Raw genomic sequence first — 21,074 nt, forward strand, 5'->3', positions numbered from 1 at the left:
CGTGCAGAGCACCCCACAGCAATCACAGGGTCTCTGGACCAGGGCCCGGAAGGGCTTCGACACTGTCTTCCGCCGCCTGGAAGGGTTCACCGCCGCCCCCAACTCGGCCTACTACCTGATCCTGGGCTCGACCATCGCCCTGACTGCCATCGGCATCCTGATGGTGGTCTCGGCGTCGAGCGTGGAGTCGATCGCGGCAGGCGCCTCCCCGTATGCGGATGGCGGCAAGCAGGCGGTTGTCGCCGTGCTCGGCTTCATCTGCATGTTCCTGCTCTCCCGCAGCAATGTGAACTTCTGGCACCGCATCGCCTGGCCGGCCTACTTCCTCGCGGTGGTGCTGCTGCTCGCGCTTTTCGTGATCGGCATCAGGGTGAACGGCAACCTCAACTGGATCAACGTGGGCGGGTTCTCCCTTCAGCCCTCCGAGGCCGCAAAGCTGGCCATGAGCGTCTGGCTCGCGCACATCCTGGCCCGCAAGGAGAAGCTGCTGGACCGCTGGCAGCACGTTTTCATCCCGGCCATCCTGTTCAGCGGGGTGATCGTCGGGATCGTCATGGTGCAGCACGACCTGGGCACCGCGCTGATCCTGATGTCACTGCTGTTCTCGGCGCTCTTCTTCGCCGGTGTCAACTACAAGATCCTGTCGGGCTTCGGGCTCTTCCTGGTGCTCGCCGCAGGCGTGTCCGCGCTCACCAGCGGCAACCGCATGTGCCGTATCACCACCTGGATCACCGGTGAAGCCTGCAGCGGAGACTCCGGTTCCGCGTACCAGAGCACCAACGGCCTCTACGGGCTCGCTTCCGGCGGGCTGTTCGGCACGGGCCTGGGGCAGAGCAGGCAGAAGTACTCCTGGATTCCTGAAGCCCACAACGACTTCATCTTCGCGATCGTGGGCGAGGAACTCGGTCTGGTCGGCGCCCTGGTCATCCTGATCCTGTTCGCGGTGCTGGGCATCAACATCTTCCGCGTCGTAGTCCGCCAGGAGCAGCTCTTCCACCGGGTCCTGGGTGGCTCCATCATGGTGTGGATCCTCGGCCAGGCCGCGCTGAACATGGCCATGGTGACCGGCCTCCTGCCTGTGATCGGCGTCCCGCTCCCACTGATCTCCTACGGAGGTTCGGCGCTGCTGATGACCCTCATGGCCATCGGTGTGGTGCTCTCCCTCGCCAGGGACAGTACCGGAGCCCCCGCGGGACGAGGGGCGAAGGGCAAGCAGGTGAAGGGCAAGGCCTCGAAGACCAAACCCCGGTCCGGACTCGTCCGCGGGCCAGGCAAGCAGAAACCGAGCAAGAGCGCCAGGCAGGCGCCGGAAAGAGTCACTTCATCGTGAGCACGACCTCCGTGAACGTCGTCATCGCCGGTGGGGGAACCACCGGCCATATCAGCCCGATGCTCGCCGTCGCCGATGCGCTGAAGCGCCGCGATCCGGAGACCGCCGTCGTCGCGGTGGGAACCAGTTCCGGAATGGAGACGCGACTGGTGCCTCTGGCGGGTTACGAACTTCGGACCGTGGACCGGGTGCCCATGCCCCGGCGTCCCTCCGGGGACCTCCTGAAGTTGCCGGGACGGCTCATCGGCGCCGTTCGGCAGGCCCGGGGGATCCTTGAGGAGGCCCAGGCCGATGTGGTCTTCGGGGTGGGCGGTTATGTCTGCACGCCGATCTATCTCGCGGCCCGCCGCATGGGCATCCCCGTGGTGGTGCATGAAGCCAATGTGCGGGCGGGTCTCGCCAATCGCGTCGGAGCGGCGTTCGCCGCGAAGGTGGGCACGGCCTTCGCCCAGACGAGACTGAAGGGCGCCCAGCATGTCGGCATGCCGATGCGGCGTCAGATCGCGAGCCTGAACCGGAAGGCAGAGCAGGGCCGGGCACGGGAGTCGCTGGGTCTGGAACCAGACAGGGCCACGTTGATCGTGACGGGTGGCTCCTCCGGGGCCAAGAGCATCAACACCGTGATCGAACAGGCGTTGCCCTCGCTGGCCGCCGCAGGTGTCCAGACCCTGCACATCACGGGGCGTGGAAAGGCCGTGCTCGGTCCGGACGGCGCCCTCCTGGAGCACGAGGGATACAGCCAGGTCGAGTACGTGGACGGCATGGAGGCGGCTTATGCGGCAGCTGACCTGCTTCTCTGCCGTAGTGGTGCGGGCACGGTCTGCGAACTGGCCGCCGTCGGGCTGCCTGCGGTCTTCGTGCCCTTGCCGATCGGCAATGGTGAGCAGGCGCTCAATGCCGCGGAGCTGGTGGAGGCGGGTGGTGCGCTGCTGGTGAAGGATTCCGAGCTGAACCTCGACTACCTGGAAAGCACGGTGATCCCGCTTCTGAATGACCGGCAGGCTTTGGAAAAGATGTCCGAGACCGCCCGGCAGCATGGTCTGCGGGATGCGGACGAACGGATGGCAGAGATGATTGTGGAGGCAGCACGAGCATGAGCACCCCGGAACTGAGCTACGCAGGAGTCCCGCTCAGGGAGCCCGTTCACTTCATCGGCATCGGCGGCGTGGGCATGTCGGGGGTGGCCCGCGTCATGGTGGCCCGTGGCGTCCGTGTCTCAGGTTCCGATGCGAAGGAACTGCCGGTGATGCGCGAACTTGAGACGCAGGGTGCACACATCGAGGTGGGCTACGCGGAGGAACATCTCGGTGAGGCCGGCACGGTGGTGGCAGGATCGGCCATCCGTGCGGACAACCCTGAACTGATGGCGGCACGCGAGGCCGAAGTCCCGGTACTGCACCGGTCACAGGCGTTGGCTGCACTCATGGGCGGGGACCGTGTGGTCACCGTCGCGGGTACCCACGGCAAGACGACGACCACCTCGATGATCACCGTGCTGCTCAAAGGCATCGGCCTGGACCCCAGCTTCGCCATCGGCGCGGCTGTGCCGGCACTCGGGGTGAACGCCGCCAGCGGCACGGATGACATCTTCGTGGCCGAGGCCGATGAGTCTGACGGCTCATTCCTGAACTACGCCCCGAAGATCGCTGTCGTCACCAACGTCGAGGCCGACCATCTGGACTATTACGGGACGGCTGACGCCGTCTTCCAGGCATTCGACGACTTCGCGGCCCTGCTCCCGGCCGATGGCCTTCTGGTGGTCTGTGCCGACGACGACGGCGCGGCCGCTCTGGCTGAGCGTGTGGCCGCCCGCGGACGCACCCGGGTGCTGCGGTACGGTGCCGCGGACAAGGCGGAACTGCGCTTGCTGGGGACCGTGGAGGAGCCGTCGGTCCGGATCGGGGAGCAGGAGTTCCCGCTGCGGCTGGCGGTTCCGGGACGTCACAACCAGCTCAACGCGCTGGCGGCTCTCGGCGTGGCCTTGGAACTGGGGGTGAACGCGGAGGACGCGCTGGGCGCTCTGGCGGCCTTCCAGGGTGCTGCGCGACGTTTCGAGCTCAAGGGGGAGGAACGGGGCGTGCGCGTGTACGACGACTACGCCCACCACCCCACGGAAGTCCGGGCGGCCCTGTCCGCTGCTCGGAGCGTGGCGGGGGAGCACCGTCTTCACGTTCTCTTCCAGCCGCATCTGTTCTCGCGTACCCGGGAATTCGCCCAGGAGTTCGCGGAAAGCCTGAAGCTGGCCGACACCGCGGTGGTGCTGGACATCTACCCTGCCCGGGAAGACCCCATCGAGGGCGTGACGAGTGAGCTCATCACGGCCCACCTGGGCTCCATGCCGAGCCAGCCAGGCCGTCCGGCGCTCGATGCGTTGCTGCGCACCGCGGAGGCGGGGGATGTCGTCCTGACGGTCGGCGCCGGTGATGTGACGGCCTACGGACAGCAGATCCTGGATGCGCTCAGGGCGGGTGCACATGGCTGAGACTCCTGCCGGCGGCGCCAGCGTCCTCCAGTTCCCCGAGCCACCGGCCCGCAGACGCCGCCGCACGGTTCTGATCGGGGCCGGCGTCGTCGTCGTGGTCATCGCCTTGATCATGAGCATCGTGCTGTTCAGCCCGGCTCTGGCCTTGAAGGACGTCTCTGTCCGGGGCACCAAGATCCTGACCCAGCAGGCGGTTCAGGAACAGCTCAAGCCTCTTCTGGGCAAGCCTCTTCCCAGGATCACCAAGGACGAGGTGGGGCAGCTGCTCCAGCCGGTGATCCAGATCAAGTCCTGGGAGGTCGAATTCCGGCCGCCGAACGCGATGGTCGTCTCCATCGTGGAGCGGACCCCTGTTGCCGTGCTGAAGAACCGTGCGGGACTGTCCCTGGTGGACGCCGACGGCACGGCTCTGGCGAAAGCCAGCGGGGCGGATTCGGCGAAGCTCCCTCTGGTGGATGCCACGAGCAAGAGCATGACGCCGGACGTCCTGCGCACGGTCACCAATATCCTGGGCACCCTTCCGCCGTCGGTGCTGGCACTCCTGTCCGACGTCTCGGCGCAATCGGTGGATTCCGTCACCCTCAACCTGAAGGATGGGAAGAAGGCCATCTGGGGGAATGCGGAGAACATGGAACTGAAGTCCAAGGTGCTCCAGGCTCTTCTGAAGGCTCCGGTGGACCCTGCGAATCCGGTGAACGTCTATGACGTGAGCACTCCTCGGCACCCGGTGACGAAGTGAGTTTCTGGGCCGGATTGAGCGACACGCGCCCAGGGGTCATTGAATGTGGGGAGTGCAGCACATACCGTCAAGGACAGAGTTACTTGACATAACTATAACCCTCAAGTAGAGGGTTAAGGTTGTGGACGAGGGCAGACCTTATCGTAGGAAACTAACAAGGGGCACGTAACGTGGCAGCACCGCAGAATTACTTGGCCGTCATCAAGGTCGTCGGCATCGGCGGCGGTGGCGTGAACGCCGTCAATCGCATGATCGAGGTCGGACTGCGCGGCGTCGAGTTCATCGCGATCAACACGGATGCCCAGGCGCTCTTGATGAGTGACGCCGACGTCAAGCTCGACGTCGGACGTGAGCTCACCCGCGGGCTCGGAGCCGGCGCCAACCCCGATGTCGGACGCCAGGCGGCCGAGGACCACTCGGATGAGATCGAGGAGGTCCTGCGCGGGGCCGACATGGTCTTCGTCACGGCCGGCGAGGGTGGTGGAACCGGCACCGGCGGCGCGCCCGTGGTGGCCCGGATCGCCCGTTCGCTCGGAGCCCTGACCATCGGCGTGGTCACCCGTCCGTTCACCTTCGAAGGCAAGCGCCGCGCCACGAGCGCCGAGAACGGCATCGACGCCCTGCGTGACGAGGTCGACACCCTCATCGTGATCCCGAACGACCGTCTGCTCTCGATCAGCGATCGCAACGTCTCCGTTCTGGACGCCTTCCGCTCCGCGGACCAGGTGCTGCTCTCCGGCGTCCAGGGCATCACCGACCTGATCACGACCCCCGGTCTCATCAACCTCGACTTCGCCGACGTCAAGTCCGTCATGCAGGGAGCCGGCTCCGCGCTCATGGGCATCGGCTCCGCCCGCGGTGACGACCGTGCGGTCAAGGCCGCCGAACTGGCCATCGCCTCCCCGCTCCTCGAGGCCTCCATCGACGGCGCGCACGGCGTGCTGCTCTCCATCCAGGGTGGCAGTGACCTCGGCCTGTTCGAGATCAACGAAGCGGCCCGCCTGGTCCAGGAGGTCGCCCACCCGGAGGCCAACATCATCTTCGGTGCGGTCATCGACGACGCCCTGGGTGATGAGGCGCGCGTGACCGTGATCGCCGCCGGCTTCGACGATGTGCAGGCGACCTCTCCCTCCCTGGAGAGCAAGCCGGCCGTTCCGGCACAGGAAGCCGCCGCGGCACAGCCTGCGCAGCGTCCTGCCGCCGCCGCACCGGCCGCCGGTCTCAGCGCCTGGGGCCAGCGTCCCAGCACCCCGGCGAAGGAGCCTGACTTCCAGACCGAGCTGCCGACCGTCGTCGAGCCTGATCTCAGCAGTGGCGGAGAGCTGGACGTCCCCGACTTCCTGAAGTAGCCCCGGACTTCTTGCAATAGCTTGGGCTTCTTGCAGTAGCTCGGACTTTTCAGAGCAAGTTCTTACAATAAGCAGAGCAGACAACGGACAGGGACCCGCGAGCCGACGGCTGGCGGGTCCCTGTCCGTCGAGGCCCGGTCCGGTCCGGGTGCGGAAAGGACACGTCGATGTTCACCTGGCAGGCTGAACTCCTCCCCGGGGTGCGTGGGGCTTTCACCTCGGCAGAGGCCGGGAACCTGGCATTCCATGTGGGGGATGACGCGTCCGGTGTCCGGAGGAACAGGGCGGCGGTCCATGCAGCGCTCGGTCTCGATGCGGTGCAGTACATGAACCAGGTGCATGGCAAGGCCGTCACCTTGGTCGAGGACATCACTTTCGAAACCGATGCTCCGACCGCGGACGGGCTGCTCTCCCGAGGCGTCCCGCTGGCCGTCATGGTGGCGGACTGCGTCCCCGTGCTTCTGGCGGGTGTCGCACAGGACGGGAGTCCCGTGCTCGCTGCGGTTCACGCCGGGCGGCCGGGGATGGCCCTGGGCATCGTTCCCGAGGCGGTGTCCAGGATGCGGGAGCTGGGAGCCACGGAGCTTGCGGCGTGGCTGGGCCCGAGCGTCTGTGGGCGGTGCTACGAAGTCCCCGGTGCGATGCGGGACGAGATCGCCGGGGCACTTCCGGCGGCCGGATCGGAGACCTCCTGGGGGACGCCCGCCCTCGACATTCCGGCCGGCGTGGTCTCGCAGCTGTCCGCCATCGGAGTGCCCGTGCTGTACCGCGGGGAATGCACCATGGAACATACGAGTCTGTTCTCGCACCGACGTGCCCCCGGCGAGGGCCGGTTCGCGGGAATCATCTGGCAGGAGGGGCGATGAGCCCGGTTACGGCATGGCAGGACGACGACGCGCGGAGCAGGGAGCTGTCCGCGCGTCTGCGCGGCGTGCAGGAACGGATTGCGGCGGCGTCCGCCGCGGCGGGCCGGACGGCGCCTGAGCTGATCGTCGTGACGAAGTTCCATCCGGCGGCCGACGTCGCGCGCCTCCATGCGCTGGGCGTCCGAGAGGTGGGGGAGAACCGCGACCAGGAGGCCTCCGCCAAGGCGGCCGAGCTGGAGTCGCTGTCTGATCTGCGCTGGCACTTCATCGGGCAGTTGCAGAGCAACAAGGCGAAGTCCGTGGTCCGCTACGCCTCCGCCGTGCACTCTGTGGATCGCATCTCTTTGGTGGACGCGCTCTCCAGAGCGGTCGGGCTGGAGCAGGAACGCCGTGGCCGGGAGTCGCTCGACGTTCTGCTGCAGGTCAATCTCGATCCGGCCGCGGTCTCTGCGGGCGACGGCGGACGCGGAGGCGCGCTGCCCGACGAACTGCCGGCCCTGGCTGAGCGAGCCGCCGGAGCGGCGGGTCTGCGTCTGCGGGGGCTGATGGCCGTGGCTCCTCTCGGGGCCGATCCGCGTGAGGCCTTCGGGCGCTTGGCGGAGCTGGCCGTCCGCCTGCGTCAGGATCATCCGTCGGCGGACCAGCTGTCGGCGGGCATGAGCCATGACCTGGAAGAGGCCATCGCCTGTGGCGCGACACACCTGCGGATCGGCACGGATGTGCTCGGTCCGCGCCCTGCCATGGGGTAGCGTCGAAGAGACGGGGAGTCCGGGCGCGCTGCCCAGCCGGACTCCAGCGCCGGCCACGCTCAAGACAAGGAAACGGAGCCGATCCCTATGGCCAGCTTCATGCAGAAGACCATGCTCTACCTCGGCTTGACCGACGCCGACGAGCATCTCGACGTCGAGCACGCGAAAGCACCGGCACGGCCTGTCGAGAGCATCCAGCACCACGACGTCGACGAGCGCGACGATTCGCCTTTCGAGGAACGCCAGGCGCAGAAGCCGCAGCTTGTCCGCGAGGCGCCCGAGGAAAGCGAGTACCGCGCTCCCGTCACTCCCATCAAGCGTATTGCCCCAGTTCGAGACGAGCCTGCTGACTTGCGACAGATCACCACCATCCACCCCCGTTCCTACAACGACGCCAAGGTCATCGGAGAGAGCTTCCGTGACGGCATTCCCGTGATCATGAACGTCACCGATATGGGCGAGGCTGATGCCAAGCGCCTGGTGGATTTCTCGGCCGGACTGGTGTTCGGCCTGCACGGCAGCATCGAGCGTGTCACGAGCAAGGTCTTCCTGCTCTCGCCGTCCTTCGTCGAGGTCCTCGGTGAGGACAAGAAGAGCGAGACGCAGGCCAGCTTCTTCAACCAGAGCTGACCCGGCGGAGCTGAAACCGACTCCGTGAGAAGACTTCGAGGAAGGGCTGCTTGATGGGCCTTGTGTTCGCCCTGATCTATACAGCGCTTCTGTTGTTCATGGTGACTTTGATCATCCGGCTGGTCATCGACTGGGTCCAGATGTTCGCCCGCCATTGGAGGCCTCGCGGTGCCGCCCTGGTGGTGGCGACGGCTGTGTACACGGTCACGGATCCGCCCATGCGTTTCCTGAGAAGGCTTCTGCCGCCTCTGCGTCTGGGCAATGTGTCGCTGGACATCGCGTTCTTCGTGCTGTTCTTCGCTGTGCTCATCGCTATGGCAATTGCCAGCAGTTTCGCGTAGTTTCAAAGCAGTTCACGCAACGCCGCAGGTGACACCTGTGGTGCTTTACCAGGCCTCCGTCGAACGTCCAGCAGATGGACGATTCGAGCCGGGGGCGTAGTTTAGGTAACGTAGTCGCTAGGGCCATTAGCTCTACGACGATAAGACCAATGAGGTGACCAGATGGCTTTGACGCCAGAAGACGTTGTCAATAAGCGCTTTCAGCCGACGAAGTTCCGTGAGGGCTACGATCAGGACGAAGTCGATGACTTCCTTGACGAGATCGTCGTGGAGCTGCGTCGTCTGACGCAGGAGAACGAAGATCTCCGCAAGCAGCTGAGTGCGAAGGGTGTCGAAGTTCCGGCAGCCGAGGAGCCCAAGGCAGAGACCCCCGTGGTCGAGGAGGCCCCCAAGGCCGAGCCGGTCAAGGAGGCCAAGGAGGAGACTCCTGCCGAGGTGAAGGCCGAGCCGGCGCCGGTGACGAGTTCCGTCGCCACGTCCGCCTCTGCGGAGTCCGCAGCCGGCCTGCTGGCCATGGCGCAGCAGATGCACGACAAGCACGTCTCCGACGGTGCCTCCCAGCGTGACAAGATCATCGCCGAGGCACAGATCGAGGCCAGCTCGCTGGTCAACGAGGCGCAGGACAAGTCCCGCCAGATCCTCGGTGTCCTGGAGCAGCAGCGTTCCGTCCTGGAACGCAAGGTGGATCAGCTCCGTGGCTTCGAGCGCGATTACCGCAGCCGCCTGAAGAGCTACATCGAGGGTCAGCTCCGCGACCTCGAGTCCCGTGGCTCCGTTGCCGCTGAGAACAGCGAGCAGGGCTCCGAGAACTGAGCAACCCTTCCGGGTCAGGGCCGGTGACCGGTTATCCGGTCACCGGCCCTTCCGCATGCCGGGACCGTCTGATGTCCCTGTGTCGCGAGGCCCGTGCGATGGAATCAGCAGAGCGATCGAGGACGAGAACAGCATGAGCAGCAGCCCGGCAGAACAGCCCGCCGAGCCGGACGGGCAGTCCGGATCCCAGGAGCCTTCCGGCATCGGGGAGTCCCTCGACAGCCAAGCCTCAGCCGAGGATTCGGTTCAGGCGAAGGACATGACGCCCTCGTCCGAGGAGGATCAGGTGCCCGTGGCTACGGCGGGACGGACGACGAAATTCCGGGGCGCGGTCCTGGCGCTCTTCGCGGTGGCCGCACTCTTCGCCTACGCCCTCGACCAGCTCACGAAGTTCTGGGTGAGCACCTCCATGGTGGAGGGGGAGCGCATTCCGGTGTTGCCGCCTCTGCTTCACTGGTACTACATCCGGAACTCCGGGGCGGCGTTCTCCATCGGTGAGAACTACACCTGGGTGTTCACGATCATCATGACGGTCGTCTCTCTCGCGGTTCTCTTCTACATCCGCAAAGTCGCTTCGCTCTGGTGGGGCCTGGCCCTGGGCCTCCTGCTGGGCGGGGCGCTGGGCAATCTCACAGACCGTCTGTTCCGTGCGCCGTCCTTCGGCATGGGGCACGTGGTGGACTTCATCCAGTTGCCCAATTTCGCGATCTTCAACATCGCCGACTCCTCGGTGGTCTCCGCGGTGTGCATCATCGTGGTCCTGACCCTGTGCGGCATCGGAGCGGACGGCCGCAAGACGTCCGCTTCACAACGGGCGGGAGAGGCCTCCTCGAAGGCCGGCGAGAAGTGAGCACGCTGTCTGGAACCGAGGACGACGGCGTGCAGACCGTCGTCGTGCCGGAGGAAGCGGCCGGACGCCGGATCGATGCGGGGCTGGCTGCCCTTCTGGGCATCTCGCGATCGGCGGCCGCGCAGGCCGTCGCCGAAGGGCGGGTGAGCGTGGACGGCGTGCAGCCGGCCAAATCGACGAAACTGGCATCGGGCCAGGAAGTGCGTGTGACGCCTTCGGAGCGGCCCGACCCCCTGGAAGTGGTGGTGGAACACGTGGACGGCCTGGACATCCTGCTGGACGACGAAGACTTCGTGGTGGTGGACAAGCCCGTGGGCGTGGCAGCGCACCCGTCGCCCGGCTGGGTGGGGCCCACCGTCGTGGGGGGACTCGCCGCCGCGGGGTACCGCATCTCCACCTCCGGCGCGCCCGAGCGTGCGGGGATCGTGCACCGGCTCGACGTCGGCACGAGTGGGATCATGGTGGTCGCCAAGACCGAGCGCGCCTACACGGCGCTCAAACGCGCCTTCAAAGAGCGGACCGTGGACAAGGTCTACCACACGGTGGTCCAAGGGCTTCCAGATCCCCTCAAGGGAACGATCGATGCTCCGATCGGACGGCACCCGGGGCATGACTGGCGCTTCGCAGTGATCGAGGACGGCAGGCCCTCCGTGACCCATTACGAAGTGCTGGAGGCCTTCGGCAGGGCGACTCTCGTGGAAGTGCACCTTGAGACGGGCCGCACCCACCAGATCCGCGTGCACTTCTCCGCGCTGCGGCATCCCTGCGCCGGTGATCTCACCTACGGGGCGGACCCGAGGCTGGCGGCTGAGCTCGGCCTGACCCGGCAGTGGCTGCACGCGCGTGAGCTCAGCTTCGACCACCCGGCCTCGGGCGAACGGGTCACCGTCACCAGCGATTATCCGCAAGACCTGCGCTACGCCCTGGAACGGCTCCGCGACGGACTCTGAACCGTCCGGCGTCGTGCCACGCTTCATCGGGACCGGCGCGTAGGATGGATGGGTGGCAAACCAGGATTCCTTCGTCCATCTGCACACCCATACCGAATACTCCATGCTGGACGGCGCGGCCAAGCTGGGCGAGCTGTTCGCGGAGACCAACCGGCTGGAGATGCCCGCGCTGGCCATCACCGACCACGGGTATCTGTTCGGCGCCCATGACTTCTGGAAGAAGGCCAAGGACGCCGGGGTGAAGCCCATCATCGGCGTCGAGGCCTATGTCACACCGGGCACCGCGCGCAACAACAAGGAACGCGTGCGCTGGGGCGACGAGAGCCAGCGCAGCGACGACGTCTCCGGTGGTGGCGCGTACACCCACATGACGCTGCTCAGCTACAACAACACGGGCATGCGCAATCTCTTCCGTGCTTCCTCGATCGCCTCCCTGGATTCGGTCTTCGGCAAATGGCCCCGGCTGGACCGTGAGCTGCTGAACACCTATTCCGAAGGGCTCATCGCCACGACCGGATGCCCCTCGGGGGAGGTCCAGACCAAGTTGCGTCTGGGTCAGTACAAGGAGGCCGTGGCCGCCGCCGCCGAGTTCCGGGACATCTTCGGCAAGGAGAACTACTACTGCGAGCTCATGGACCACGGTCTCTCCATCGAGACCCGCATCCGCGAGGATCTGCTGCGCCTGGCCAAGGAACTCGGCCTGCCCCTGGTCGCCACCAATGATCTGCACTACACGCACCAGCATGACGCCAAGGCTCACGAGGCCCTGCTGGCCATCCAGTCCGGTTCCACGCTGCTGGAGCCGAGCTACGACGAGGGCGGTTCGCGGTTCGCGTTCTCCGGCACCGGGTATTACCTGAAGTCGCCGCGCGAGATGCGAGAGCTTTTCCGGGACCTCCCCGACGCCTGCGACAACACCCTGGTGATCGCCGAACGCTGCGAGGTCGGCTTCGAGCACAACAACTACATGCCGAAGTTCCCCTGCCCGCCGGGGGAGAACGAGGACTCCTGGCTGGTCAAGGAAGTGGAGAAGGGCCTCCACTACCGCTACCCCAAGGGGATCCCGGACGATGTCCGGAAGCAGGCCGAGTACGAGCTCGGCATCATCACGAGCATGGGCTTCCCTGGCTACTTCCTCGTGGTGGCCGACTTCATCAACTGGGCCAAGGACAACGGGATCCGGGTCGGCCCGGGCCGTGGTTCCGGCGCCGGTTCCATGGTCGCCTACGCCCTGCGTATCACCGATCTGGACCCGCTGCGTCACGGGCTGATCTTCGAACGGTTCCTCAACCCGGACCGTGTGTCGATGCCCGACTTCGACGTCGACTTCGATGATCGTCGCCGTCCGGAGGTCATCGACTACGTGACCCGGAAGTACGGCGACGAGCGCGTGTCGATGATCGTCACGTACGGCACCATCAAGACCAAGCAGGCTCTGAAGGACTCCTCCCGTGTGCTGGGATACCCCTTCAGCATGGGCGAGACCCTCACCAAGGCCCTGCCGCCCGCCGTCATGGCCAAGGACATCCCCCTCAAGGACATTCAGGACACCAAGGCCAAGCGCTACGGCGAGGCCGGGGACTTCCGTGAGCTGCTGAACACGGACCCGGAGGCGGGCAAGGTCTTCGAGACCGCGCTCGGTCTGGAGGGTCTGAAGCGCCAATGGGGCGTGCACGCCGCCGGCGTCATCATGTCCTCCGATCCCATCATCGACGTCGTCCCGATCATGCGCCGTATCCAGGACGGCCAGGTCATCACCCAGTTCGATTACCCCACCTGTGAGGGCCTCGGCCTGATCAAGATGGACTTCCTGGGGCTCCGAAATCTGACGATCATCTCGGACGCGATCGAGAACATCAAGCGCAACCGGGGCATCGACCTGGACCTTGAGCACCTGGAACTGGACGACGCGCCGTCGTACGAACTGCTGGCCCGCGGCGACACGCTCGGCGTCTTCCAGCTCGACGGCGGACCGATGCGTTCTCTGCTCAAGCTCATGAAGCCTGACAACTTCGAAGACATCTCCGCCGTGCTGGCCCTGTATCGTCCCGGTCCCATGGGCGCCAACGCCCATACGGACTACGCGCTGCGCAAGAACAACATCCAGCCGGTGGTGCCCATCCATCCTGAACTCGAAGAGCCGCTCAAGGACATCCTCGGCGGAACCTTCGGCCTGATCGTGTATCAGGAGCAGGTCATGGCCGTGGCCCAGAAGCTGGCCGGTTACTCGCTCGGCCAAGCCGACATCCTCCGCCGTGCCATGGGCAAGAAGAAGAAGGAGGAACTGGACAAGCAGTTCGCGGGGTTCCAGCAGGGCATGCTGGACAACGGCTATTCCGCGGAGGCCGTGAAGACGCTCTGGGACATCCTGCTGCCCTTCTCCGATTACGCCTTCAACAAGGCCCACTCGGCGGCGTACGGCGTCGTCTCCTACTGGACGGCGTATCTCAAGGCCCACTACGCGCCCGAATACATGGCGGCCCTGCTCACCAGCGTCGGCGACGACAAGGACAAATCAGCGCTCTACCTCAATGAGTGCCGCCGCATGGGCATCACCGTGCTCCCGCCGGACGTCAATGAATCCGAGCTGACGTTCACCCCGGTCGGGAACGACATCCGCTTCGGCATGGGGGCCATCCGCAACGTCGGCTCCAATGTGGTCAAGGCCATGGTGGAGACGCGGGAGGAGAAGGGCGCTTTCACCTCGTTCTCGGACTACCTGCAGAAGGTCCCTGCGGTGGTGTGCAACAAGCGGACCATCGAATCCCTCATCAAGGCCGGAGCGTTCGACTCCATGGGCGGCAACCGCCGTTCGCTCGTCATGATCCACGAAGAGGCCATCGACTCGGTCATCACCCTCAAGCGCAATGAGGCGAACAACCAGTTCGATCTCTTCAGTGCCATGGATGACGCGGCACCGGATGCGGGACTGACCGTTGAGATCCCCGATCTGCCCGAGTGGGAGAAGAAGGACCTCCTCAGCTTCGAGCGCGACATGCTGGGACTGTACGTCTCGGACCACCCGCTGAAGGGCTTGGAGGAGGCGCTGAGTTCCCTGGCCGACACCTCCGTGGCCAGCGTGATGAGCGACGACGGCCCGCCGGACGGCGCGATCGTCACCATCGCGGGCATGATCACCTCGCTCAGCCGGCGCGTCGCGAAGGCCAGCGGCAATGCCTACGCGCGTGCGGAGGTGGAGGACCTGGGCGGCTCGATGGAGGTCATGTTCTTCGGACAGGTCTACGGCCCTATTTCGACGATCCTCGCCGAGGATCTGATCGTCGTGATCAAGGGTCGCGTCCAGCGTCGCGACGACGGTTCGGTGGTGCTCAGCTGCATGGAGATGAGCGTTCCCGATCTGAGCCAGGCCGCCGGAACCGGGCACCTGATCATCAGCATGGCCACCCACAAGGCGACAGAGGATCTGGTCTCACGGCTGGGTGACGTGCTGCGCAGTCATTCCGGGCGCAATGAGGTGCGGCTCAGACTCCAGGGCACCCGCAGCGTCGAGCTGATGCGCCTGGGCCGGGACTTCATGGTCGAGCCGAATCCTTCCCTGTACGCGGACCTGAAGGTACTCCTCGGGCCGGCCTGTCTGGACGCCTGAGAGGGCCGTATACCGGACGGGTTCGGGAGGAGGGCCTGGGGTCGATAAACTGGTCAGGTGACTGAGAGCCTCCTGACTTCCCTCGACCAGGCCGACTTCTTCCGCACCGTGGACCTCCGCGGCCGGACGCTCGGCCGAGCCGCTCTCAAGGCCGCGGTTCCCCGGGTTCATGAGGAATCGAACCGGGACGCCGAAGAGACCGTCCGGGGGATCATCGACACGGTCCGCAGACAAGGGCATACCGCTCTGCGGGACTTCGCGGAGCGGTTCGACGGCGTCACCCTGGATACGCTCCGGGTGCCTCGCGAAGCGTTGCGGGACGCCCTGGCGGGCCTGGACCCCGAGGTGCGTGCGGCCCTGGAGGAGTCCATTTCCCGTGCCCGGCGCTTCGCGGACGCCCAGCGTCCGGGGGACATCGAGACGGTCCTGGACGAGGGCGCCGTCGTGCGTCAACGCTGGATTCCGGTGGGCCGTGTGGGGCTGTACGTCCCGGGAGGCCTCGCGCCCTTGGCCAGTTCGGTCATCATGAATGTGGTCCCGGCGCTGGCGGCGGGGGTCGAATCGGTGGCCCTGGCCTCGCCCCCGCAGAAGGCTTTCGGCGCTCTTCCGCACCCGACGATCCTCGCGGCGGCCGAGTTGCTCGGCGTCGACGAGGTCTATGCCATGGGAGGCGCCCAGGCCATCGCCGCATTCGCGTACGGGGTGCCGGCCGGCGAAGGGGAGGATGCCATCGAGGCCGTGGATCTGGTGACCGGCCCGGGCAATGTGTACGTGGCCACGGCCAAGCGGCTCGTCCGCGGGGTTGTCGGAATCGATTCCGAAGCCGGGCCGACGGAGATCGCCGTCCTGGCCGATGCCTCGGCCAGAGCGGATCTGGTGGCCGCGGATCTGATCAGTCAGGCGGAGCACGACCCCCGTGCCTCGAGTGTCCTGATCACCCCGTCCGAGGAACTGGCTGCGGCGGTGCGCGGGGAGCTGCGAAAGCAGGCCCCGACGGCGCGCCACGCCGAACGTATCGTCACCGCTCTCTCCGGGCCTCAATCGGGTGTGGTCCTGGTCGATGATCTGGAGCAGGGCATCGCCGTGGCGGACGCCTACGCGGCCGAGCACCTGGAGATCATGACCGAGGACGCCCCGGGCGTCGCCCGCAGGATCCGGAATGCCGGGGCCGTATTCGTCGGAGACTACTCGCCCGTGAGCCTCGGGGACTATTGCGCGGGGTCGAACCACGTGCTGCCGACCTCCGGGACCGCGCTGTTCTCCTCCGGGCTGAACGTCACGACGTTCCTGAGGGCGGTTCAGGAGATCGAGTACTCCCGCCCGGCACTGGCCGAAGTGCGCGGACACATCGAGGAGCTCGCCGAGGCGGAGAATCTCCCGTCGCATGGAGAGGCCGTCTCCATCCGCTTCCGTTAGGACCGCAACCACAAGATGTGGTAATTACATCCTTGTACTTCACCTAGATGTGCTTTTAGACTGGCTGCAGTCGCTGTGAGGAGACCCTGTGTACTGTCCGTTCTGCCGTAACCCTGATTCCAGGGTCGTGGACAGTCGTGTCACCGAGGACGGTTCGTCGATCCGGCGCCGTCGTCAGTGCACCAATTGCTCCCGGCGTTTCACCACGCTGGAGACCACCAGCCTGTCGGTCGTGAAGCGGTCCGGGGTGGCCGAGCCGTTCAGTCGCAGCAAAGTCATCAACGGGGTCAGCAAGGCCTGCCAGGGCCGTCCCGTCACCGAGGACGATCTTGCGATGCTCGCGCAGGAGGTCGAGGAATCCGTGCGGGCCAGTGGCGCAGCCGAGATCAAGGCCCATGAAGTGGGTCTGGCGATCCTGGAACCTCTCCGGCGCCTGGATGAAGTCGCCTATCTGCGATTCGCGAGCGTCTACCAGGACTTCGACTCACTGGACGATTTCGAACGTGCCATCGCGCAGCTCAGGGGGCAGCAGCGCTGAGGGTGAAGAATCCCGGTGCCGACGGAGGGGAAGCCGTCCGCACCGGGTTCCAACGAAGGAGGGCCCGCCGGAATCCGGCGGGCCCTCCGTCTTTCACTTGGCGATCTTGTGATGCTGCGCCACCTGCAGGGCGGCTCCGACGATGCCCGCCTCGTTCTTCAGCTTGGCCGGGATGATCGGCGTGCGGAGCTTCAGCAGCGGAAGGTATTCGTCGGCACGCTTCGAGATCCCGCCACCGACGACGAACAGCTCGGGGGAGAAGAGCATCTCCACATGGCTGAAGTACCGCTGGAGCTTCTGGGCGTACTCCTCCCAGCTGAGCCCCTCACGTTCACGGGCGACGGCGGACGCCTTCGACTCGGCGTCGAAGCCGTCGAGTTCCAGATGGCCGAGCTCGGCGTTGGGCACCAGCCGGCCGTTGAAGATGAAGGCGGAGCCGATGCCCGTGCCGAGCGTGATCACCAGGACCGTACCCTTGACCCCCTCGCCCGCGCCGTAGCGAACCTCCGCGAGGCCTGCGGCGTCGGCGTCGTTGATGACCTCGACAGGGCGCTTCAGGCGCTCGGTGAGCAGGGCGTCGATGTCGACGTTCAGCCAGGACTTGTCGACGTTCGCGGCCAGGAGGCAGACGCCGTGCTGAATGATGCCCGGGAAGGTCACACCCACGGGTGCCGACGCTTCCGGGGCCCCCTCACGTGCGCACAGCTCGTCCACGATCTGCGCGACGACCTCGGAGACCGACTCCGGGGTGGCCGGCTGTGGGGTGGGGATCCGCACGCGTTCGCCCACCAGCTTGCCGTTCTTGAGATTGACGATCCCGCCTTTGATGCCCGTCCCGCCGATGTCGACGCCGATCATGGCCGGGTGCTTCTTGCCGGAGTGCTCGTTCTTGCTCACGCTGTTCCTTCAATGCTGCGGACGGGGTGCAGGGCAGGGGAGACCGCTCAGGGCACGGTGAGGATCTCAGCGCCCGTTTCGGTGACCACCAGGGTGTGCTCAAATTGCGCGGTCCGTTTCCGGTCCCGGGTGAGAACCGTCCAGTCGTCCGGCCACATATCCCACTCGATGGTTCCGAGCGTGAGCATGGGTTCAATCGTAAACGTCATGCCGGTCTCGATCACAGTGTTGTATGCCGGTGCGGCGTCGTAGTGGGGAATTATTAAGCCGCTGTGAAACGCTTCGCCGACCCCGTGGCCCGTGAAGTCACGGACCACGCCATAGCCGAAGCGCCGGGCGTAGGACTCGATGGTGCGGCCGATGACGTTGACCTCGCGGCCCGGCGCGACCGCCTTGATCGCGCGCCGCAGGCATTCCTGGGTGCGTTCCACCAGCAGCCGGGACTCCTCATCGACGTCACCCGCGAGGAAGGTGTAGTTCGTGTCGCCGTGCACGCCATGGATGTAGGCCGTGATGTCGATGTTGACGATGTCCCCGTCCTGGACCACCGTCGAATCCGGGATGCCGTGGCAGATGACCTCGTTGAGCGAAGAGCAGAGCGACTTGGGGAATCCGCGGTACCCGAGGGTGGAAGGGTACGCACCGTGGTCGAGGAGGAACTCATGGCCGACCTTGTCGAGGGTGTCGGTCGTGACCCCGGGCTCGATGTGTCTGCCCACTTCAGCGATCGCCTGGGCCGCGATCCGGCTCGCGATCCGGATCTTCTCGATGGTCTCCGCGGACTTCACCTCGCTCCCGGTGAACTTGGCCGGGGCCGGCCGGTCGACGTACTCGGGACGCGCGATGGAGGCCGGAACCGGGCGGCGGGGGCTCACCACGCCGGGGGTCAGGGTGCCGAGGGGTGCTGTTCGGGCTTCAGATGGCATAGCTTTGATAGTAGTCAATCGCCCGCCGAGGAGGAGCCATGCCGAAGTACTGGTACAACATGGTCACGCACCAGGTCGAAGAGGACGCCATGAGCGACTGGAGTCAGCTCCTGGGGCCGTACGACACTCGTGAAGAGGCTGCGAAGGCGCCCGAGAGCGTCCAGCGCCACAACGAGGCCTGGGAGAAGGACGACGAGGACTGAGTCCTCAGAAGGAGTGTTCCGGGCCGGGGAACGACCCGTCCCGGACCTCCTGGCCGTACTGCTGGGCCGCTTCGAGCAACGTCTCACGCAACTGGGCGTACTGCTTGACGAAGCGGGCCATGCGCCCGCCGCGCAGCCCCATGGCGTCCTGCCAGACGAGCACCTGACCCGTTGTGACGGCGCCCGCGCCGATGCCGATCGTCGGGATCGTGAGGGCGGCATCCACCCGGGCGGCGGTTTCGGCGGGGACCATCTCCATCAGCACGGCGAAGGCCCCTGCCTCTTCGAGCGCCACCGCGTCCTCGATCAGGCGCTCGGCGTCAAGGCCACGGCCCTGCACCCGATAGCCGCCCAGGACATGCTCGCTCTGCGGAGTGAAACCGATGTGGCCCATGACAGGGATGCCGGCCTGGACCATGGCCCGGACCGTTTCGGCGTAGTAGGCCCCGCCCTCCATCTTGACCGCGTGAGCCAGCCCTTCCTTCAGGAAGCGGGCACCGGTGGCGACGGCCTGTCCGGGGGAGACCTCGTAGGAACCGAACGGAAGATCCGCCAGAACCAGGGCGTGCCGGGTCGAACGGGCCACGGCACGGCACATCGGGAGCAACTCGTCGACCGTGACCGGAAGGCTCGTCTCGTTGCCCAGGACGTTGTTGGAGGCGGAATCACCGATCAGAAGGACCTCGATGCCCGCCTCGTCGAAGATCTGCGCCGTGTACTGCTCATAGGCGGTCAGCATCGCGAAGTGACGGCCTTCGGCCTTCGCCTGCTGCAGGTGGTGGATGCGCACCTTTCCGTGCGGGGCGGCCGACGACGCCGGGCCACTGCCGTAGGGCGCGGCCGTCTCGGCGGCGGAGCTGGAGTCGGTGGCTTCACTGTGCGTCATGCCTTCGAGCTTAATCCTGTGAACCGGAGTGCGCCGAATTCCCTTGCCTCCGGATCACCGATGACCGTACGGCGAGGCCGGGTGCTGGGTAGAGTTGCAGGCAGCACAGTAGACGAGCCCCGGCGCGGGGCCCACAGGAAGTGAGAGCAGCATGGACCGCCAACAGGAATTCGTGCTCCGGACCATTGAAGAGCGAGACGTTCGTTTCGTCCGACTGTGGTTCACGGACGTGGTGGGCTCACTCAAATCGGTCGCGCTCGCCCCGGCCGAGGTGGAAGGCGCCTTCGCTGAGGGACTGGGCTTCGACGGCTCCTCGATCGAGGGCCTGGCCCGGGTCTACGAATCCGACATGCTGGCCCAGCCGGACCCGTCGACGTTCCAGATCCTGCCGTGGCGTGGCGAAACCGAGCAGACCAGCCGGATGTTCTGTGACATCCTCACCCCTGACGGGCAGCCCAGCGCCGCCGATCCCCGTAACGTCCTCAAGCGCACCCTCGCCAAGGCCGCGGACATGGGGTTCACCTGCTATACGCATCCCGAGATCGAGTTCTACCTCCTGAAGTCGGACAAGCCCGGACCGGACGGGCTTCCCGTGCCCGCGGACGAAGGCGGCTACTTCGACCATGTCCCGGGCGGCGTCGCCCAGGACTTCCGCCGTACAGCCGTGACCATGCTGGAATCCGTGGGCATCTCCGTGGAATTCAGCCACCACGAAGCGGGGCCGGGTCAGAACGAGATCGACCTGCGCTACGCCGATGCCCTCCAGACGGCGGACAACATCATGACGTTCCGGACCGTCATCAAGGAGGTCGCGCTCCAGCAGGGCAGCTACGCGACCTTCATGCCGAAGCCGTTCACCCAGCACCCGGGCTCCGGGATGCACACGCACTTCTCCCTCTTCGAGGGCGACACCAATGCCTTCCACGAAGCCGGGGCCGAGTACGAGCTCTCCCGCACGGCCCGTCAGTTCATCGCAGGCATCCTTCACCACGCTCCCGAATTCACTGCGGTCACCAACCAGTTCGTGAACTCCTACAAGAGGCTGTGGGGCGGTGGGGAGGCCCCGAGCTACGTCTCCTGGGGCCACAACAACCGCTCGGCGCTGGTCCGCGTCCCGCTGTACAAGCCCGGGAAGGGCAACTCGGCGCGAGTGGAGTACCGGGGCATCGACTCGGCGGCCAACCCGTACCTGGCCTATGCGGTGCTGCTCGGCGCCGGGCTGAAGGGCATCGAGGAGGGCTACGAGCTGCCGCCCGCCTCCGAGGAGGACATCGCCTCGCTCTCCACCGCGGAACGCCGCGCCCTGGGTCACGACCCTCTCCCGGCCAGCCTGCACGACTCGATCAACACCATGGAGAACTCCGAGTTCATGGCAGAGGTCCTCGGGGAACAGGTCTTCGAACACTTCCTGCGCAACAAGCGGGCCGAATGGAGCGACTACCGGCTCCAGGTCACTCCCTACGAGCTCCAGCGCAATCTGGGGATCCTGTAACCCGGTGGCC

The 21,074-nt window shown here is 66.1% G+C and carries 20 protein-coding genes; 17 read left to right on the forward strand and 3 right to left on the reverse strand.

Going from position 1 to position 21,074, the window contains the following annotated elements; genetic code table 11:
* Position 1 precedes the first annotated feature (1 nt).
* The 15 genes from ftsW to nrdR all read left to right on the forward strand — a co-directional run bounded on the left by ftsW (position 2) and on the right by nrdR (position 16,660).
* Positions 2-1,330 (forward strand): putative lipid II flippase FtsW, encoded by a 1,329-nt coding sequence (gene ftsW / locus ACIPXZ_RS13145; protein ID WP_400594972.1) that lies wholly within the window; start codon positions 2-4, stop codon positions 1,328-1,330.
* Positions 1,327-2,427 (forward strand): undecaprenyldiphospho-muramoylpentapeptide beta-N-acetylglucosaminyltransferase, encoded by a 1,101-nt coding sequence (gene murG, locus ACIPXZ_RS13150; protein ID WP_400594975.1) that lies wholly within the window; start codon positions 1,327-1,329, stop codon positions 2,425-2,427. The genes ftsW and murG overlap by 4 nt, the downstream gene beginning before the upstream one ends.
* Positions 2,424-3,812: a UDP-N-acetylmuramate--L-alanine ligase gene (gene murC / locus ACIPXZ_RS13155; protein ID WP_400594978.1), complete on the forward strand. Its 1,389-nt coding sequence runs from the start codon at positions 2,424-2,426 to the stop codon at positions 3,810-3,812. The genes murG and murC overlap by 4 nt, the downstream gene beginning before the upstream one ends.
* Positions 3,805-4,551 carry an FtsQ-type POTRA domain-containing protein gene (locus ACIPXZ_RS13160; RefSeq protein ID WP_400594981.1) on the forward strand — a complete coding sequence of 249 codons (747 nt, stop codon included), beginning with the start codon at positions 3,805-3,807 and terminating at the stop codon, positions 4,549-4,551. Before murC ends, ACIPXZ_RS13160 begins: the two co-directional genes overlap by 8 nt.
* A 170-nt stretch (positions 4,552-4,721) precedes the next feature.
* Entirely contained in the window at positions 4,722-5,900 is a 1,179-nt protein-coding gene (gene ftsZ / locus ACIPXZ_RS13165) for a cell division protein FtsZ (RefSeq protein ID WP_400594983.1), read from the forward strand.
* Between the two features lie 167 nt (positions 5,901-6,067).
* Positions 6,068-6,766: a polyphenol oxidase family protein gene (locus ACIPXZ_RS13170; RefSeq protein ID WP_400594986.1), complete on the forward strand. Its 699-nt coding sequence runs from the start codon at positions 6,068-6,070 to the stop codon at positions 6,764-6,766.
* Positions 6,763-7,515: a YggS family pyridoxal phosphate-dependent enzyme gene (locus ACIPXZ_RS13175; protein ID WP_400594989.1), complete on the forward strand. Its 753-nt coding sequence runs from the start codon at positions 6,763-6,765 to the stop codon at positions 7,513-7,515. Before ACIPXZ_RS13170 ends, ACIPXZ_RS13175 begins: the two co-directional genes overlap by 4 nt.
* Positions 7,516-7,602: 87 nt before the next feature.
* The gene (locus ACIPXZ_RS13180; protein ID WP_400594992.1) at positions 7,603-8,145 is read left to right on the forward strand and encodes a cell division protein SepF; all 543 of its coding nucleotides are present in this window, start codon (positions 7,603-7,605) and stop codon (positions 8,143-8,145) included.
* A 53-nt stretch (positions 8,146-8,198) separates the two neighbouring features.
* Positions 8,199-8,486 (forward strand): YggT family protein, encoded by a 288-nt coding sequence (locus ACIPXZ_RS13185; RefSeq protein WP_400594994.1) that lies wholly within the window; start codon positions 8,199-8,201, stop codon positions 8,484-8,486.
* 162 nt (positions 8,487-8,648) lie between these two features.
* Positions 8,649-9,299 (forward strand): DivIVA domain-containing protein, encoded by a 651-nt coding sequence (locus ACIPXZ_RS13190; protein ID WP_400594997.1) that lies wholly within the window; start codon positions 8,649-8,651, stop codon positions 9,297-9,299.
* A 259-nt stretch (positions 9,300-9,558) separates the two neighbouring features.
* Positions 9,559-10,149, forward strand: a complete 591-nt coding sequence (gene lspA, locus ACIPXZ_RS13195) for a signal peptidase II (RefSeq protein ID WP_400595051.1) — start codon at positions 9,559-9,561, stop codon at positions 10,147-10,149.
* Between the two features lie 5 nt (positions 10,150-10,154).
* A complete protein-coding gene (locus tag ACIPXZ_RS13200; protein WP_400595053.1) occupies positions 10,155-11,099 on the forward strand; it encodes an RluA family pseudouridine synthase in 945 nt (314 codons plus the stop codon).
* A gap of 52 nt (positions 11,100-11,151) precedes the next feature.
* Positions 11,152-14,706, forward strand: coding sequence for a DNA polymerase III subunit alpha (gene dnaE / locus ACIPXZ_RS13205; RefSeq protein WP_400595000.1), 3,555 nt, complete (start codon positions 11,152-11,154; stop codon positions 14,704-14,706).
* A 57-nt stretch (positions 14,707-14,763) separates the two neighbouring features.
* Entirely contained in the window at positions 14,764-16,122 is a 1,359-nt protein-coding gene (gene hisD / locus ACIPXZ_RS13210; protein ID WP_400595003.1) for a histidinol dehydrogenase, read from the forward strand.
* 88 nt (positions 16,123-16,210) lie between these two features.
* Positions 16,211-16,660 carry a transcriptional regulator NrdR gene (gene nrdR / locus ACIPXZ_RS13215; protein WP_400595006.1) on the forward strand — a complete coding sequence of 150 codons (450 nt, stop codon included), beginning with the start codon at positions 16,211-16,213 and terminating at the stop codon, positions 16,658-16,660.
* Positions 16,661-16,753: 93 nt separating this feature from the next.
* Here the strand turns inward: nrdR and ppgK are convergent, their stop codons facing one another.
* Both ppgK and map read right to left on the reverse strand, forming a co-directional pair.
* Positions 16,754-17,518: a polyphosphate--glucose phosphotransferase gene (gene ppgK / locus ACIPXZ_RS13220; protein ID WP_400595055.1), complete on the reverse strand. Its 765-nt coding sequence runs from the start codon at positions 17,516-17,518 to the stop codon at positions 16,754-16,756.
* Between the two features lie 86 nt (positions 17,519-17,604).
* Positions 17,605-18,483, reverse strand: a complete 879-nt coding sequence (gene map, locus ACIPXZ_RS13225; RefSeq protein WP_400595009.1) for a type I methionyl aminopeptidase — start codon at positions 18,481-18,483, stop codon at positions 17,605-17,607.
* Between the two features lie 38 nt (positions 18,484-18,521).
* On the opposite strand from map, the gene ACIPXZ_RS13230 reads away from it, so the two are divergent.
* Positions 18,522-18,686: an SPOR domain-containing protein gene (locus ACIPXZ_RS13230; protein WP_400595012.1), complete on the forward strand. Its 165-nt coding sequence runs from the start codon at positions 18,522-18,524 to the stop codon at positions 18,684-18,686.
* 4 nt (positions 18,687-18,690) lie between these two features.
* On the opposite strand, the gene panB is transcribed toward ACIPXZ_RS13230, so the two are convergent.
* Entirely contained in the window at positions 18,691-19,572 is an 882-nt protein-coding gene (gene panB / locus ACIPXZ_RS13235) for a 3-methyl-2-oxobutanoate hydroxymethyltransferase (RefSeq protein WP_400595015.1), read from the reverse strand.
* Positions 19,573-19,723: 151 nt separating this feature from the next.
* Between panB and glnA the strand changes: the two genes are divergently transcribed.
* Positions 19,724-21,064 (forward strand): type I glutamate--ammonia ligase, encoded by a 1,341-nt coding sequence (gene glnA, locus ACIPXZ_RS13240; protein ID WP_400595018.1) that lies wholly within the window; start codon positions 19,724-19,726, stop codon positions 21,062-21,064.
* The last annotated feature ends 10 nt before the right edge of the window (positions 21,065-21,074 follow it).

Origin of the sequence: Arthrobacter sp. NPDC090010, assembly GCF_044748305.1 — a bacterium.
Classification (GTDB): domain Bacteria; phylum Actinomycetota; class Actinomycetes; order Actinomycetales; family Micrococcaceae; genus Arthrobacter_E.